The 15,276-nt window shown below is 42.5% G+C and carries 15 protein-coding genes; 7 read left to right on the top strand and 8 right to left on the bottom strand.

Going from position 1 to position 15,276, the window contains the following annotated elements:
- The first annotated feature begins 192 nt into the window (after nt 1-192).
- Nucleotides 193-1,050, top strand: coding sequence for a site-specific DNA-methyltransferase (locus tag IPP77_13965; GenBank protein MBL0310731.1), 858 nt, complete (start codon nt 193-195; stop codon nt 1,048-1,050).
- Nucleotides 1,050-1,751: a hypothetical protein gene (locus IPP77_13960; GenBank protein ID MBL0310730.1), complete on the top strand. Its 702-nt coding sequence runs from the start codon at nt 1,050-1,052 to the stop codon at nt 1,749-1,751. The genes IPP77_13965 and IPP77_13960 overlap by 1 nt, the downstream gene beginning before the upstream one ends.
- Before the next feature lie 629 nt (nt 1,752-2,380).
- Here the strand turns inward: IPP77_13960 and rpsA are convergent.
- Nucleotides 2,381-4,288 (bottom strand): 30S ribosomal protein S1, encoded by a 1,908-nt coding sequence (gene rpsA / locus IPP77_13955; GenBank protein MBL0310729.1) that lies wholly within the window; start codon nt 4,286-4,288, stop codon nt 2,381-2,383.
- 280 nt (nt 4,289-4,568) lie between these two features.
- Between rpsA and IPP77_13950 the strand changes: the two genes are divergently transcribed.
- Nucleotides 4,569-6,059 (top strand): L,D-transpeptidase family protein, encoded by a 1,491-nt coding sequence (locus IPP77_13950; GenBank protein ID MBL0310728.1) that lies wholly within the window; start codon nt 4,569-4,571, stop codon nt 6,057-6,059.
- 3 nt (nt 6,060-6,062) lie between these two features.
- On the opposite strand, the gene IPP77_13945 is transcribed toward IPP77_13950, so the two are convergent.
- The 4 genes from IPP77_13945 to IPP77_13930 all read right to left on the bottom strand — a co-directional run bounded on the left by IPP77_13945 (nt 6,063) and on the right by IPP77_13930 (nt 9,032).
- Nucleotides 6,063-6,764 carry a murein L,D-transpeptidase catalytic domain family protein gene (locus IPP77_13945; protein ID MBL0310727.1) on the bottom strand — a complete coding sequence of 234 codons (702 nt, stop codon included), beginning with the start codon at nt 6,762-6,764 and terminating at the stop codon, nt 6,063-6,065.
- Between the two features lie 117 nt (nt 6,765-6,881).
- On the bottom strand, nt 6,882-7,139 hold the full coding sequence (gene rpmA / locus IPP77_13940; GenBank protein MBL0310726.1) for a 50S ribosomal protein L27: 258 nt from the start codon (nt 7,137-7,139) through the stop codon (nt 6,882-6,884).
- A 31-nt stretch (nt 7,140-7,170) separates the two neighbouring features.
- On the bottom strand, nt 7,171-7,479 hold the full coding sequence (rplU, locus tag IPP77_13935) for a 50S ribosomal protein L21 (GenBank protein ID MBL0310725.1): 309 nt from the start codon (nt 7,477-7,479) through the stop codon (nt 7,171-7,173).
- Nucleotides 7,480-7,784: 305 nt separating this feature from the next.
- Complete coding sequence (locus IPP77_13930; GenBank protein ID MBL0310724.1) at nt 7,785-9,032, bottom strand: T9SS type A sorting domain-containing protein; 1,248 nt, start codon at nt 9,030-9,032, stop codon at nt 7,785-7,787.
- A gap of 427 nt (nt 9,033-9,459) precedes the next feature.
- Here IPP77_13930 and IPP77_13925 point away from each other — a divergent pair, with 427 nt between their 5' ends.
- Entirely contained in the window at nt 9,460-10,494 is a 1,035-nt protein-coding gene (locus IPP77_13925) for a pirin family protein (GenBank protein MBL0310723.1), read from the top strand.
- A gap of 298 nt (nt 10,495-10,792) precedes the next feature.
- Here IPP77_13925 and IPP77_13920 read toward each other — a convergent pair whose 3' ends face one another.
- Nucleotides 10,793-11,737: a carboxypeptidase regulatory-like domain-containing protein gene (locus tag IPP77_13920; GenBank protein MBL0310722.1), complete on the bottom strand. Its 945-nt coding sequence runs from the start codon at nt 11,735-11,737 to the stop codon at nt 10,793-10,795.
- Nucleotides 11,738-12,320: 583 nt separating this feature from the next.
- On the opposite strand from IPP77_13920, the gene IPP77_13915 reads away from it, so the two are divergent.
- The 3 genes from IPP77_13915 (at nt 12,321) to IPP77_13905 (ending at nt 13,985) form a co-directional block, all read left to right on the top strand.
- Complete coding sequence (locus IPP77_13915; GenBank protein ID MBL0310721.1) at nt 12,321-12,536, top strand: hypothetical protein; 216 nt, start codon at nt 12,321-12,323, stop codon at nt 12,534-12,536.
- Between the two features lie 765 nt (nt 12,537-13,301).
- Nucleotides 13,302-13,733, top strand: a complete 432-nt coding sequence (tnpA, locus tag IPP77_13910) for an IS200/IS605 family transposase (GenBank protein ID MBL0310720.1) — start codon at nt 13,302-13,304, stop codon at nt 13,731-13,733.
- 87 nt (nt 13,734-13,820) lie between these two features.
- Nucleotides 13,821-13,985, top strand: coding sequence for a hypothetical protein (locus IPP77_13905; protein ID MBL0310719.1), 165 nt, complete (start codon nt 13,821-13,823; stop codon nt 13,983-13,985).
- Here IPP77_13905 and IPP77_13900 read toward each other — a convergent pair.
- Both IPP77_13900 and IPP77_13895 read right to left on the bottom strand, forming a co-directional pair.
- Nucleotides 13,982-14,218 carry a hypothetical protein gene (locus IPP77_13900; protein ID MBL0310718.1) on the bottom strand — a complete coding sequence of 79 codons (237 nt, stop codon included), beginning with the start codon at nt 14,216-14,218 and terminating at the stop codon, nt 13,982-13,984. The genes IPP77_13905 and IPP77_13900 overlap by 4 nt on opposite strands.
- A gap of 172 nt (nt 14,219-14,390) precedes the next feature.
- Nucleotides 14,391-15,215, bottom strand: a complete 825-nt coding sequence (locus IPP77_13895; GenBank protein MBL0310717.1) for a 2,3,4,5-tetrahydropyridine-2,6-dicarboxylate N-succinyltransferase — start codon at nt 15,213-15,215, stop codon at nt 14,391-14,393.
- Nucleotides 15,216-15,276 lie beyond the last annotated feature (61 nt).

The raw sequence follows: 15,276 nt of genomic DNA, 5'->3' as shown, positions 1-15,276 counted from the left end.
TGGAATGGCATCCCGGAAGATTGGTTGCAGTAACAAAAGGCGTTAAGGCTTTTATAGTTTAAATACTTAAGTACTTTTATATCGGTTGGGTATTGGAACAATGTTTATAACGAAACACCTGTTTATATCTAAAAGAGAAAGTAAAATGGAAGCCGAAGCAGAAAAATTATTTTTGACGTAAATAGTTGAATAATGAAGACAGTTAAGATCAAAAAGGATAAGAACAAACTAAAAAAGCTCAAGAGCAACTATGTTGTTAGAGAGCCATTAAGTATTGTGAAGGAACCTGAATCTCTATGGGAAAATTCCATCAATAAGATAATCTGTGGAGACAGCTTGGCAATATTGAAGCAACTGCCTGATTCCTCGATTGATTTAATCGTTACATCACCTCCGTATAATCTGAAAAACTCAACCGGAAACGGAATGAGTATAAATACAAAAACAGGTAAATGGGCAGGAGCAGCCTTGCAAAAGGGGTATAGTCATTATGATGATTGCATGCCCCATAAAGAATATGCTAATTGGCAGAATCATTGCCTAAAAGAAATGTTTAGACTTTTAAAGAATGATGGGGCTATTTTCTATAACCATAAAAGAAGGGTTCAAAATGGACTATTACAAGATAGAGATGACATTTTAACTGGATTACCAGTAAGGCAAATAATTATTTGGAAAAGAAGAGGTGGGATTAATTTTAATCCTGGCTATTTTTTACCTACACATGAAGTGATTTATCTTATCCCAAAACCCAATTTCAAGTTAAGACCCAAAGCAAACGCATATGGTGACGTATGGGAATTTACTCAAGAAATGAAAAATGGGCATCCTGCCCCATTTCCGGTGGCATTAATTGATAGAATTATTTCGTCAACGAATGCGGAAACTGTGCTAGATCCTTTCATGGGTAGTGGAACCACTGCAATTGCCGCCTTAATGAACAAAAGAGACTATTTGGGAATTGAACTTTCGCCTGAATATTGTGAAGTGGCTGAGAAAAGAATTGCTTCATTTCTGCAGAAGCAGTCAAATCTCCTAATTCATTCTTGATGGTTTCTAAAATACCGCAATCTTCCACGAAGGCTTTCAAAATTATTCAAGAAATTGTCAGAATGGGAAAAGTAGAAATACCTCCCCAATTCAAAGGAGCAGGCGCTCCGGGTAACACCCTAGAATACCTTCTCAATGTGGAACAAAATAATTTTGATTCACCCGACCTTAATGATTGGGAAATAAAATTTCATGGGGGTAACTCATTACTTACATTGTTCCATAAAGACCCTCAACCAAGAGGAATAATTAAGGAAGTTGTCAATGCTTTTGGTTGGTATAACGAAAAGGGGCAAATAAGTTTCAGACATACCATTAGTGGGAAGTCTGAACGGGGGTTTGTTGTAAATAATATTGGTAACAGAATTACAGTAACTAACGAAAAGAATAACAATATAATCCCATACTGGGAAAACAATGTTATTCTGAACGCAATTGGGGGAAAGTTGAGAAGGTTAATTCTTGTTCACGGAACAGTGGACAAGAAAAATAGGCAAGTAATCTATGAAAGTGCTGTTGGTTATTGGGACTTGAATTTAACCGGAATATGCGAGGCAATAAAAGAGGGAGTTATTTATATAGACTTTGATGCAAGGACAAAAGCAGGAAAAGGTACTTCGTTAAGAAATCACGGTACAAAATTCAGAATTCATATAAATGACATCGGTTTGATTTATGAAAATCACCAGCTAATCGTTTAACCCTCTGGCGCGAGCATCCGCTCGTGCCCAGTTCAGAGGTCCGAGTGGGCGCTCGAATCAGGCTCGCCAACTTAAACAGATTGTCTTTGCGAAGAAAATTCCTTTGAAAATAAGCGAGGATTTTCTGCGGCAATCTTCCGCTTTGTATTTCTGTTTTTAAAAGACACAATGGAAGATTCCTGCCCGACCGGCAGGCGGGGCCACGGCTTTTATGCTGTATATTATTTTTGAAAAAGCCTCGCAAGGACAATCTATACTAATGAGGGCAGAGCTGCGGCAGGGATAGAGGCGGCATCCTTTTTCATCCAATAAAAAATAGGCGAGTCGAAAAAGATATAGCCGAAAGCCTGGCCCCTTTCCCGATTCTTCCAAAATAATTTTAGTGGAATCGGGATTGGGGTGCCGCCCAAATTATTTTTCTAAAAATATTGCAGCCGCAAAATGTTGCGGCTCTGCTAGAAATATTTTCTTACCGGTAGATAAAATGGTATCGGAAATCTCCCGGAAGCAATTATGATATACAGATGTGTATTAGCCCGATTTTTTGCGATAGTTCACTTATTAGAGTACAAAAAAAATCCCGTTTACCTTCTGGCAAACGGGATTTTGTATTCGTGAAAAGGAAGGTTTTATTCTTCGCTTTTTTCTTCGGAAGTAGCATCGGTTTCCTCGACTTTGGCCTTAGAGGATTTGGCAGAGGCAACTTTGGCCGCATCGTCGCTGGCTTCTTTGCTATCCATCTTTTCCTTTAGTTCGCTAAGCGAAGCCAAATCTCCGAGCGTAGTTTTTTCTACATTCTTTTGAAGGGTCTTTACGGTCTTAGCGGTTTTTTCGCGTTGCACCTTTTTATCCTTCTTTTCAATTTCTTCGGCATCTCTTTGATCATCTTCCCAAGTCCGTGCATGAGATACGAGGATCTTGCGATCTGTGCGACTGAATTCCAGGATTTTGAAGGATCCTTTTTCATCTAAGCCCATACTGCCGCCTTGCTCTTTAGCAAGGTGTCTCTTAGGAGCAAAGGCTTCCAATCCATAAGGCAGAAGCACCATAGCGCCCTTTTCTTCCAGTTGAACGATTGTAGCTTCGTGAACAGAACCAATGGGGAATACATTTTCGAAAGTATCCCATGGATCTTCTTCAATCTGCTTATGGCCGAGGGATAGTTTGCGGTTGTCCATGTCAATATCGAGAACTACGACATCCATTTCGTTGCCTACTTTGGTAAACTCGCTGGGATGACCAACGCGCTTGAGCCATGACAAATCGCCTACGTGAACCATGCCACCAATGCCGTCAGACAGTTCGATAAATACGCCGTATGCGGTAATGTTCTTCACGATTCCTTTCGTGCGGGTTCCTTTCGGGAATTTTTCGTCAATCTTGATCCAAGGATCTTCGGTCAAACGCTTTAAAGAAAGTGACATCTTTCTTTCTTCACGATTCAAGGTCATGACTACAGCCTCGTGTGTTTCGCCTGCTTTAAAGAATTCACGGCTGTTGACCGGTGTGTTGCTCCAACTTATTTCTGAAACGTGAACCAGTCCTTCTACTCCCGGAGTAACTTCGAGGAAAGCGCCGTAGTCTTCGATATTGACTACTTTACCCTGAACCTTACTGCCAATTTCGATGTCCTTATCCAGAGTATCCCAAGGGTGAGGCAATAGTTGCTTCATTCCCAGAGAAATTCTCTTTTTGTTGTCGTCGTAATCCAATACCACAACATTGATTTTCTGGTTGATTTCCAGTACATCCTTGGGGCTGCTGATTCTTCCCCATGAAATATCGGTGATGTAAAGTAGTCCGTCCACACCGCCCAGATCAATGAATGCTCCGAAATCGGTGATGTTTTTAATGACTCCTTCCAGAACTTGGCCTTTTTCCAACTTGCCGATAATAGCTTCGCGCTGTTGTTCGATGTCAGACTCAATAAGCGCTTTATGTGACACAACGGCGTTTTTAATCGCTTCGTTGATTTTTACCACTTTCAATTCCATGGTTTTGCCCACATAAATATCATAGTCGGTGATTGGCTTCACATCAATTTGGGAACCGGGTAAGAATGTTTCGAGCCCAAATACACTGGCAATAAGCCCGCCTTTGGTCTTAGACATAATTCTTCCGGATACCACTTTGCCTGTTTTATGAGCCTCCATGATTTCGTCCCAAGCCTTTAACTTCTGAGCATTTTTGCGACTCAGTTGCAGGATTCCTTTTTTGTCCTCCTTGTTAACCACATAGACATCATATTCTTGACCGGGCTGCAGATCTTCCACATCGCGAAATTCTGCAAGTGGTACCAAGCCATCTGACTTGAAACCAATGTTCAAAACCACGTCATTGGTTGTCACAGCTACAACGATTCCCTTGACGATTTCATCATTTTCTACAGTTTTGAGTGTAGAAGAATACTGTTCGTCGTATTTTTTGCGATCTTCGTCTGAATAGGCAACGACGTTTCTTTTGTCAACATTCCAGTTAAAGTCGTCGTGACCGCTGGTGTTTTCATTTTTGGTTGATTCTAAAGTTTGTTCTTCCATTTTGTAAACCGAGTTTGTTTATTCTCATGTCGGTGAATGAGTTTAGTTAAGAGTAAAATGGGGCGCAAATATATGAAAATGGGGAGAAAATTACATAACCCGAGAATTCGGAGTATATCTAACATTAGGTCCTGAAAAATTAGGATTAATGACCTTCAATCGAAATACTAAACTCTTTCTTTTAGCGTGTGTACTATTCTTGGTTGGCTGCACCATTTTTTTATTCCGGCATTCACTTTTTAATCCTGCCAAAGACAGACTGTATCAACTGCTTGGAAAGATGGAGATCGGGAACATAGTGGTGAAGGAAGATTCGGAGACTATTAATAGTAAGGAACTGCTTCGTAAATATTATAATGATTTCGGTTATTCAAAAAAGGGGACAGGTTCTTCGTACGAAGACAATAAGTATCGCCTGATGCTGATGGAGATGCTTCGCCATGCCGACAGCCTGGGATTAGACAGAAGGAATTATCATGATGAGTATATCAATAGGTATGATTCGCTTGCCAGCCTTGCGGGATTTGATAATAGCCAATATGAATCGGAAAATGAACTCATTTTCTCCGATGCGGCCCTTTCATTTTTGTATGATGTGGCTTATGGCAGAGAAGTTGAGATAGCTTATAATGGAGTCAAGTATCATATTGATTCAACCAGAATTATTGGGATATTCGATCAACTGATCAGTGATAAAAATTGGCGAGGAGCGCTGGATAGTGTAGAACCGAAAATTCCGCAGTATCTGTTGATGAAAAATGAGATGAACCGAATGGTTACTGTTCTTCATAATCTTACCGGAATAGATACTGAAGTTGTAAATACTACTACAAAAGGAGAAGTAGCGGCAATTCATAAATTAAAAGTGTATGGGTGTATTCCAGATTCGCTGAACGTTGATTCACTCACACATGTGGAAACCGCCAATTCATATAAAAGGTTTCAGCGCATGATGAGCTTGGATACTACCGGTATTCTCGACAAAAAGACCACGGAGTCGCTAAATTTTCCTCTTTCCGTTAGAGTCAGCCAGATGAAAGAAAGTTTGAATTATTGGCGTTGGACTGGCAGACTCCTTGAAAGAGAGTTTATTTTGGTAAACATTCCCGCAGCAAGATTGCGAATTGTGAATCGGGATTCTGTGAAAAATATAAGTATGAAGGTGATACTCGGCAAAACAACCTCGCCCACTCCTTCGTTCACAGCCTACATAAGCCGTGTGATAACCTACCCCTATTGGGTTGTGCCAATTAGTATTGCCACAAAAGAAATGCTTCCTAAAATCAAGATAAACGTGGAGTATTTTGAAAACAATAATCTTCAGGTTGTAAATAACAAGGGCGATATTATTGATCCCCGACAAGTTGATTGGAAAAAATATTCTAAAAATTATCTGCCATACACCTTCCGACAATCTACTGGCTGTGACAATTCGCTCGGAGTACTCAAATTCGATCTAAATTCCCCCTTTAGTATTTATTTGCATGATACTAATGCCAGAGGGCTCTTTGGGAAGAAGGAGCGTTTTATGAGTCATGGTTGCGTTCGAGTTGAGCGTCCGATGGAATTGGCTAACTATCTTCTCGACAACTCCCTTGATTCGACAAAAATATTCAATCTACTGCAATGTTTAAAGGACCAAATACCCACTGAGATTCCACTTAAAAAACATTTTCCTGTCCTACTACTATATATGACAGCTGACATTGACGAAAATGGCCATCTCAGGTTTTATAAAGATATCTATCTTAGAGAAAAAAGTTCTACGTAGAGGCTAATTCAAAAGCCTAGAGGCTGAAAGGTACTTTCGATCAGGATAGTAGATAAAAAGGCAACAACCATCTTTAATGGTATTGATAACCTGTTCATGAAACTCATAGGGTATTGAAGGACAGCCCAGACTTCTGCCCAATCTTCCAAAATGCCTGATAAAACTTTCATCAACGTATTCGGCACCGTGCATCACAATAGCTCTTTGTTCAGCTCGATCATTGAATCCCTTCTCTTTGCCTTCCAACCTTAGACTTAACCCATGTTCGCCTGAATAAGTGCTCTTTGTTTTGTAGAAACCAAGACTACTTTTGTTGGAAGAAGGTTCATTAGAAAAATATCGCGCAAATTCTTCTCCGGTATTCCTGCCGTGAGCTATAAGAGTGTTAAAAAGCAGCCTTCCTTTATTCATATCAATGACATAGAATCTTTTGCAATTGGAGGATTGGCTGAAATCGCAAATACTGATGGTATCGCTAGCTAATTCTCCCCTTTCTTTCATTTTTTCCCAGCCTTTTACTGCTAATTCAAATACATCTTCATTTAATCCTGATTCCATGAGGTGCATGTTGTTATAAAAAGCGGCCTTCACTTTATTGGGCCTTGCCATTCGAACATCAGCCTTGGCGGATACCAACAGGATAAAAACTGCGACTTCTCCAATCACAGTTAAAACGATAAAATATAAATTCCAAGTTCGAATCATTTGTATGATATGTTACAAAAGTAAAGGAAATACCTTGTATTTAGTTGCAAAGCAGGAATAAAAAGCAAAAAGCCCCACGGTTAGTGGGGCTTTTTGCTTTTTATTCTGAGATAGCGATTAAGCTGTAGCCACAACGTGAACAAACCGACGGTCGTTCTTACCTTTTGTAAATTTTACTACTCCTTCGGTCACGGCGAAAATAGTATGGTCTTTACCCATATCTACTCCATTTCCGGGATGGTAGTTGGTGCCCCGCTGACGAATAATGATGTTTCCTGGGATGGCGATATCACCACCAAAAATCTTGACGCCTAATCTCTTACTATGCGAGTCGCGTCCGTTCTTTACTTTTCCTTCACCTTTTTTATGTGCCATGACTTGGTTCTTTAATTGTCTTTAATAATATTTATCCTATAGATTCAATCGCAATTTGCGTCAACGACTGGCGGTGACCTTGAGTTTTCTCATAAGTCTTCCTTCTCTTCTTCTTATAAATAAGTACTTTGTCGTCTTTCATGTGATCCACTATAGTGGCATTCACCTTTACCCCACTGACAGTCGGTTTTCCAACTTTCACATTTCCTCCTTCCTCAATCAAAAGCACTCGGTCAAAAGATACTTTATCGCCCACATTGCCCTCTAGGCGATGTACATATAACTTCTTACCTGCCTCGGCTTTAAACTGTTGTCCGGCTATTTCTACTATTGCGTACATATCTCTTGATTTTTTTTGGGAGCGCAAATATAGCCACATAGGCGAATTATCCAAAGGGCTGATTATTATTTATAATAGGGGGGGAGTAAAGTCAAAAAAATATTTTCAGAATCCTGTAACCTTTTCAAATAGCCCGCGTATACCTATATATATGAAACGCACTAACAAATTGAAAAACAAGAAATCTGCTAAGGCGGAAAAAGTTTCTGAAAAAAAGATTCAGAAACTTGAAACAAAAAAGCGCGTGACTCGTATACTTAATAAAGGGGAAGCCAGAAGGGAGGTTCCCAAGCCAAAGGGGAAGACTATAAACGAATAAGCTTACGGGTAATATCCTGATTACCAGAGCGGATATGCAAAAGGTAAACACCTTTAGAAGCATTTAAATCCAAAGAAATATTTGAATTAGTGATAACGGAGCTGTACACCAGTCTGCCGTTATTGTCCATTACCTCTATAGTACCACCCATAAGATCGGTAATAGCAGATAGTGCCCAATTTCCGTTCACAGACGGGTTAGAGCGCACTACCAAGCCGTCCTCATTCAATTCTCCGATACCAGTAGCTACATTATTTGATATGCTAGACACATAAACGTCAGCAGAACGAGCGGTACAACCATTTTGGTCTGTAACTGCCACATTATAACTGCCAACAGTACGAGCAACATGCACATTTTGGTTTGAACTGGCAATCTCCTGATTATTGTGATACCACTGATAACCCGTAGCTTTACCTGCTTTCAAAGTATCTCCATACATCATAACAGATACAATAGGGGCAGAGTGAACTTTTACTTCAAACCGATTAGACTCTGTTGAGCAATTATTTGCATCGGTAGCCACCAAGTAATAGTTCCCTGCATTGCCAGTTTCAATACAATTAGATACTTCTCCAGTATTCCACAATAAAGAAGTGCCAGATGTAGCAGTGGCGCAAATATTTATGATTGAACCGGCACAAAGAGTAGTCGTGTCGGCAGTGATGCTTACAGTGGGGGGGATAAATGTTACTACATTCATTGAATCAGTTGCTTTACAACCTCTGCTGTCTGTAACTGAATAAACAAAATTACCTGCTGGTGTCAGGAAATTGCCAGTGCCGGTGTAAGGTAAAGTTCCTCCGTTTGCTCCTACCTTTACAGTTGCAATTTCCGTACAAGCAGGAGAGATCATTGCAGCAGTAACGTTTATAGCGGGCGGAGCAGTAAGTTGTACATTAACCATTACAATAGTTCCGGTGCTGTCCTTCACTCGGACAGAATAGTTTCCTGCGCAAAGACCGGTAACCGTTGTGGCGGTCATTCCGCCGGGCATCCAAGTGGTAGTGAAAGGGGGTACTCCGCCCATGATATTCACGTTTGCACTTCCGGTATATTCTCCAAAACATTTAGGGTTAATAGAACTCACTACCAAAGTAAGAGTCTGGCTGCGCGAAGCAGAATTTGATTGATAATCGTTATCCTGTATGGACGAGGCCGCAACAGTCCCGCCGATTGTGGAAAACGAAACTGTGAGAGACAATAAGAAGAATATTTTGTGGATAACTTTCATGGCTAATAGTTTTGCAAAGATATAAGCAATATACATTCCAAACCACTTTTTTGCAAGGATTTTTTATTCCCTCTCCTATATGATACCATATTCCATCCCTTTTAGGCATCCTGAAATCATCTAAAACTATTGATTTATTGTTAAAATGGCTGTTTATTTATTCGAAATGCTATGATTTTGGACTTAATACCAGCTCCAACTTGTATAATATCAATAATTCAATTAAACCCATTTTCCTCTGATTTAGTTAATGGGACCACCTTTTTTTAAGCTATTTTTGATTCCTCTCTAAAAATCCGAGCTTTACCGGTGAGAAAATCAGAAGCCTCTATTGATAAATGAAAAGCAATACAGTTCCTTGGCTTTTGTCCTTTTTGCGGCTCAGCAGATTCAGAGATTTTTAAACTCCGCATAAAAACTATAAATCATGTCGAACAAAAACATTCATCCCATTCTTAGCATCAAGCCTCTTGGTTTTCAATGGGAGGCTGCCGACCCCTTTCTATTCTGCGTTCACCACGAAGACAAGTTTCCGAAGGGCAATGAAATGATGGGTCCGGAACAAAGCTATTTGACCGGCCGTCAGTTGGGCGATGATTTCATTATCAAAGACGGCTTCCGAATGTATCACGGCAAAACCGTTCCGGGCTTTCCCGGCCATCCGCATCGGGGCTTTGAAACTATTACGGTTGTACGAAAAGGAATCGTGGATCATGCCGACTCTATGGGCGCTTCGGGCAGATATGGCGATGGTGATGTTCAATGGATGACCTCTGGTAAAGGCGTGCAACATTCTGAAATGTTTCCTCTCATCAAAAAAGAGCAGGACAATCCGATGGAGCTTTTCCAGATATGGCTCAATCTTCCTAAGAATAGTAAAATGGTGGAGCCCCATTTCAAAATGCTTTGGCGCGAATCTATCCCTAACTATGTTTATCAAGATGCTGCGAAGAAGGAAACCCGGGTAGAAGTTATTGCCGGCGATTTGTATAACACCATCGCTCCGACACCGCCGCCTGATTCCTGGGCAGCCGATAAAAAGAATGAAGTAGCGGTATGGAATATTAAAATGCAGGCCGGGGCAGAGTTTATTCTCCCCAAAGCCACAGCAGGAATCAACCGAACAATCTATTTTTATGAGGGCACTTCTTTAACGCTGGCCGACCAAAGCATTCCTCCATATAGCGCTGTGCAACTGAAACCCGATGAAAACATTTTGTTGCAGGCAGGAGAGAAGGAGGTCAGCATTTTGGTTCTTCAGGGAAAAGCCATCGGCGAACAGGTAATACAATACGGCCCCTTTGTGATGAATACGAAAGAAGAAATCAATCAGGCATTTGAAGATTATCACAGCACCAAATTCGGCGGTTGGCCTTGGCCCCGCTTCGACCAAGTTCACGATCGCAATAAACCACGCTTTGCGAAACATGCCGACGGGAAGGAGGAGGTGAAGAGCAGTTAGATATTAAGAACGCCTTATTCTATCGGTGCAACACACACCGATAGGAAAAACTTTCTTGAATCTATAATTCCCTTTGTCACGCCGAGGCCGCAAAGTGGCAGGGAACTCAGAGAAAATACAACAAACAGATTTGATGGTCGGCACTCTCTGCTCCTCTGCGCCCTCTGCGTGAAACTTTTTCATCAGTTGATAAAGTTAAGGTGGGTGTCCCACCCACCGATAAAGTAAAAAGAGGCCCTGTGGGCAAAAAAAACAGCGCCACGAAATTTTCGTGACGCTGTTGCATTTTGAATATCATTTACGCCCCCGCCAACTGATAATTCTTTGTAGAAGTGGTTCCCACAAGAATCACCACCGATTCGGTCACACTTTGATAGCCTGCCTTTGTAATCACCAGCGTATAGGTGCCCGAAGCAATATTTCCAAAATCATAATCTCCCGAAGCATTCGTCAGCACCGTCAGGCTCAATTCGGCCAGCATCAACGAAACCCCCGTTATGGCTGCGCTGGAAGCATCCGTCACCTTGCCCTTCAATCCTGCCGAACCCGCAGAGGAAACCTGATCCTTCAAAAATTTAAACGTAGCCTGATGTTTGGTGCCCGCAGGCAAAATTATTTTCAGGTCGGGCAACATCGCCATCAACACATCATAAATACCATTATTCGCCACCCGCTTCGCCGATGTATCTTCGATGTGCGCCGTTTTCTCCAAAATAAACGTATCGTATGCCAAATCATAAGCATCTTTTTGTATGATATAATCCGCCTGAAATGAAGGCGCTATCACCGGTGCCAACACGCCCCCTACATTTGCGGTGATATAATCATTTCCATCTTTCAACATCATTTTCAAATCCTCCCAGTTCGGCTCTTGCCGCGTGGCTTTTTCATAAAAAAGCTTGCCTGCTGCCTCCACATTTGGTTTAATCAGCCCCTTGTTCGATGCAAAAGCCTGATTAATATACCGCTCCAACACATCCCAAAACGGAATAGCGTCTCCGGCGCGGCTCATCAATATCACCCGATCCTCCTCCGATAGCTCCGAACTGTTTTGAAAATCAGGAAGATTGCGAGCCGCATCTATATCCGCCTTCCGGTCCGTGATATAAGTCGGCGTGTAAATTGGAAACCGACCCGCCATCGTTAGCTGACGATCGTTCACCATATTCCATCCCAAATCGCAAATAGAATAAAGCTCTGCTTGAGTGCAGGAAAAATGTGCGTGTTCTAATTCTTCTGGCATATAAGATATGTTTTGCAGTTCATTAGTGATAATATCAAGGCTAAATTAAAAAGAATTCCAAATAAAGACTAATAAATTTTAATCCCCGCTCCGGCAATGCCATTAAGTTAAGGATTTCGACCGCGATGCGGTTTTCAAGGTTCATCCTAATAAGTTTGAATCTGACTTCCTCGTAGCTATTATCATGGCTAAAGCCATTTAGCATGAGCCGGATGCTCACCACGCTGAAGCGTGGTGTTATAAACCGCCATTTATGGCGGAGCATTTGGTGTAAAGCTCACCACACTGAAGCGTGGTGTTATAACTCCGCCATTTATGGCGGAGCATTTGGTGTAAAACTGGCTTGGCTTTAGCCACAAATAATCATGTTTTGAACACAATCACGGCTTAACTTAACGGCATTGCCCGCTCCGGGCCAAAAGTGGCGGCTGTTTGTCCTCCCCGAGCGGAGGTGTCCCGCCAACATCAGCGGGATGCAACAGCAGAAAAAGACGGGGGTGGAATTTAGTCAGAAGAAGGTTTCCACATTCCCCATGTTTAAACCCCTGAAATTTTATACTCTGATTATGTTTTTATTCGCCCAATGGCAAAACACCAACTCAAGCCCCACACCATCTATTGCGGCGACAACCTCAAGATGCTGCAAGAAATAAAGCCCCTCGACAAAGACGGCGAAATTGAAATTGTACCGATAACGGTGAAGGATTTGTTGAGGAAGGAGAGTTGGGGGGATAACCCCGTGCTTCAGCATGAGAATGTATATGCCCAAACCCCATGCTTTAGCATGGGGAGACAGTGAAGAAGGGATAGAGGGCTTTAGCCCTGAATATTAACTCCGCTCTTTAGAGCGGAGAAATAAGAAACGATAGATATACAGGGCTTTAGCACTGAATCTCATCCAATACCTGTCCTCCCAAATTCTCCGCCATAAATGGCGGAGTTATAAGCCCGCTGGCTGGTGGGAACCCGATAGACTGGATTCGCAATAAAGGGCGGTAATAACCCCATGCTTCAGCATGAGAATGTATATGTCCAAACCCCATGCTTTAGCATGGGGAGACAGTGAAGAAGGGATAGAGGGCTTTAGCCCTGAATATTAACTCCGCTCTTTAGAGCGGAGAAATAAGAAACGATAGATATACAGGGCTTTAGCACTGAATCTCATCCAATACCTGTCCTCCCAAATTCTCCGCCATAATGGGGGTACCCCGGCCCCCCCCCCCCCCCCCCCCCCCCCCCCGCCCCGGCCCCCCCCCCCCCCTCGCGCCGGGCCGCCCCCCCCCCCCGCCCCAACCCGCCATAAATGGCGGAGTTATAAGCCCGCTGGCTGGTGGGAACCCGATAGACTGGATTCGCAATAAAGGGCGGTAATAACCCCATGCTTCAGAATGAGAATGTATATGTCCAAACCCCATGCTTTAGCATGGGGAGACAGTGAAGAAGGGATAGAGGGCTTTAGCCCTGAATATTAACTCCGCTCTTTAGAGCGGAGAATAAGAAACGATAGATATACGGGGCTTTAGCCCTGACAGTTTATATTCGCAATCGTTCAACAAGAAAACCTATGTCCCACGTTAAAGTCATGATTCACGCCGTATGGGGAACTAAGAACAGAACCCATTTTTTGACCAAAGAAATCCGCTCTTTGGTTATTGACCACATTCGCCAAAACGCGCGTGACAAGCAAATTTTTATTGACCGGTTGAATGGTCACACAGAACATCTTCATTGCTTATTTGGATTAAATGCTGACATGACCATTGCGAAGAGTTTGCAACTTATAAAAGGCGAATCAGCATTTTGGATAAATAAACAAAAGCTGACGAAGATCAAATTTGAATGGGCTGATGAATATTTTGCTGTGTCAGTCAGCGAATCTATGTTAGATAAAGTGAGCGCCTATATTGACGGACAAGAAGAACATCATGCCAAGACCACTTTCACGAAAGAATATGATGATTTCATGAGAAAATATAATTTCAAAAATCATGGCTAAAGCCGTTATATCCATCCCGGCCCTCCGCCATAAATGGCGGAGTTAATTTCACCTTGTCGAGTTATTTACGAAACCTTTAACTAAGCTATGAAAGCAAACAGAATAGAACTTCCCGAAACCATTGTTCAGCAACTAATCAATTTGCCTGAAACAGGAATGGGTTACCAAAAAATGAAAATCACTTTAGAAGATGGCCGGGCGAGGAAAAAATCCCCCAACAGAGTCTCTCTTTCCAATAAATATAAATGCTAAAAAGACCCCGCAGATAGCTTGAAATAGCCCTTTTTATCTAAAAAACCGCCATTTCTACCCCCTTCCCGGCCTTCCGCCTCTCCACGGCTGCCTCCCGTGCCTCCGAAATCGGCTCCGGGATGGTCGCGAAGGCCTCCGGTCTGTCCGAAAACGGCTCCCGTGTCACCTCCGAAGCCTCCCGTCCCTACTAAAATGACTTCCGTCTTGCCTAAAAAACCTTCCGTTTCTCCCAAATCGCCTCCCGTTTAAAACAAACAGCCTCCCGTGCTACCGAAATCGCCTTCCGAATCACCACCAGCGGGCTGATTTGAATTAAACCTTCCAGGTCGAAAGGCCTGGAAGGTTTTTTGTTAGTATCCCCCAACACGAGCTATACGCTGACGATAACAAAAGGATGGTGAAAGCCTACACTGCCACACTGTGTTCTCTCAAAGCATCGTTGAGAGAGGTTTTTTTGTCGGTTGATTCTTTTCGGGTGCCGATGATGAGGGCGCAAGGCACCTGATAATCGCCCGCAGGAAATTTCTTGGTATAACTTCCGGGGATGACCACAGAGCGAGCGGGGACATAGCCTTTATATTCTTTGGGTTCTGTTTGAGTTACATCTATAATTTTGGTGGACATGGTGAGCACTACATTGGCGCCAAGCACCGCTTCTTTCTCAATGCGAACGCCCTCGACCACAATACAGCGCGAGCCGATAAAACAATTGTCTTCGATAATAACCGGTGCGGCCTGTACCGGTTCCAGCACGCCGCCTATGCCTACTCCTCCGCTCAGGTGCACGTACTTTCCGATTTGGGCGCATGAGCCGACCGTTGCCCAAGTGTCCACCATCGTTCCTTCATCCACATAGGCACCGATGTTTACGTAAGAAGGCATAAGGATCACTCCTTTGGAAATATAGCTACCATATCGGGCAATGCCGTGAGGCACCACCCGGATACCAAGTTCTTTAAAATTTTTCTTCAAAGGGATTTTATCATAAAACTCCATAGGTCCGGCATGCATTGTTTCCATCTGCTGAATAGGGAAATAAAGAATCACGGCCTTTTTTATCCATTCATTGATTTGCCAGCCCGCTTCTTTTGGTTCGGCAATGCGAATAGATCCTTTGTCTAACAGGTCAATCACTCCTCTAATAATATCCTGCGTGGCTTCATTTTTTAATAGTTCTCGGTTTTGCCAAGCTTGTTCTATCTGTTGTTGAACATTTTGAAGGTCTTGCATAGGGTATAGATGTTTATATCTCCGCAAGTATAAAGCGTTTTAGGGCTAAATGTTATATTTG

This window comes from Bacteroidota bacterium (assembly GCA_016722375.1).
GTDB lineage: Bacteria > Bacteroidota > Bacteroidia > Chitinophagales > LD1 > Bog-950.
The sequence above is the reverse complement of the archived record's forward strand: the minus strand, read 5'-3'. Positions and strand labels throughout refer to the sequence as shown.

Bases quoted from the DNA above. Each gene is read 5' to 3' on its own strand.
- IPP77_13965 (MBL0310731.1), top strand. From the start codon at position 193: ATGAAGACAGTTAAGATCAAAAAGGATAAGAACAAACTAAAAAAGCTC.
- IPP77_13960 (MBL0310730.1), top strand. From the start codon at position 1,050: ATGGTTTCTAAAATACCGCAATCTTCCACGAAGGCTTTCAAAATTATT.
- rpsA (MBL0310729.1), bottom strand. From the start codon at position 4,288: ATGGAAGAACAAACTTTAGAATCAACCAAAAATGAAAACACCAGCGGT.
- IPP77_13950 (MBL0310728.1), top strand. From the start codon at position 4,569: ATGGAGATCGGGAACATAGTGGTGAAGGAAGATTCGGAGACTATTAAT.
- IPP77_13945 (MBL0310727.1), bottom strand. From the start codon at position 6,764: ATGATTCGAACTTGGAATTTATATTTTATCGTTTTAACTGTGATTGGA.
- rpmA (MBL0310726.1), bottom strand. From the start codon at position 7,139: ATGGCACATAAAAAAGGTGAAGGAAAAGTAAAGAACGGACGCGACTCG.
- rplU (MBL0310725.1), bottom strand. From the start codon at position 7,479: ATGTACGCAATAGTAGAAATAGCCGGACAACAGTTTAAAGCCGAGGCA.
- IPP77_13930 (MBL0310724.1), bottom strand. From the start codon at position 9,032: ATGAAAGTTATCCACAAAATATTCTTCTTATTGTCTCTCACAGTTTCG.
- IPP77_13925 (MBL0310723.1), top strand. From the start codon at position 9,460: ATGTCGAACAAAAACATTCATCCCATTCTTAGCATCAAGCCTCTTGGT.
- IPP77_13920 (MBL0310722.1), bottom strand. From the start codon at position 11,737: ATGCCAGAAGAATTAGAACACGCACATTTTTCCTGCACTCAAGCAGAG.
- IPP77_13915 (MBL0310721.1), top strand. From the start codon at position 12,321: ATGGCAAAACACCAACTCAAGCCCCACACCATCTATTGCGGCGACAAC.
- tnpA (MBL0310720.1), top strand. From the start codon at position 13,302: ATGTCCCACGTTAAAGTCATGATTCACGCCGTATGGGGAACTAAGAAC.
- IPP77_13905 (MBL0310719.1), top strand. From the start codon at position 13,821: ATGAAAGCAAACAGAATAGAACTTCCCGAAACCATTGTTCAGCAACTA.
- IPP77_13895 (MBL0310717.1), bottom strand. From the start codon at position 15,215: ATGCAAGACCTTCAAAATGTTCAACAACAGATAGAACAAGCTTGGCAA.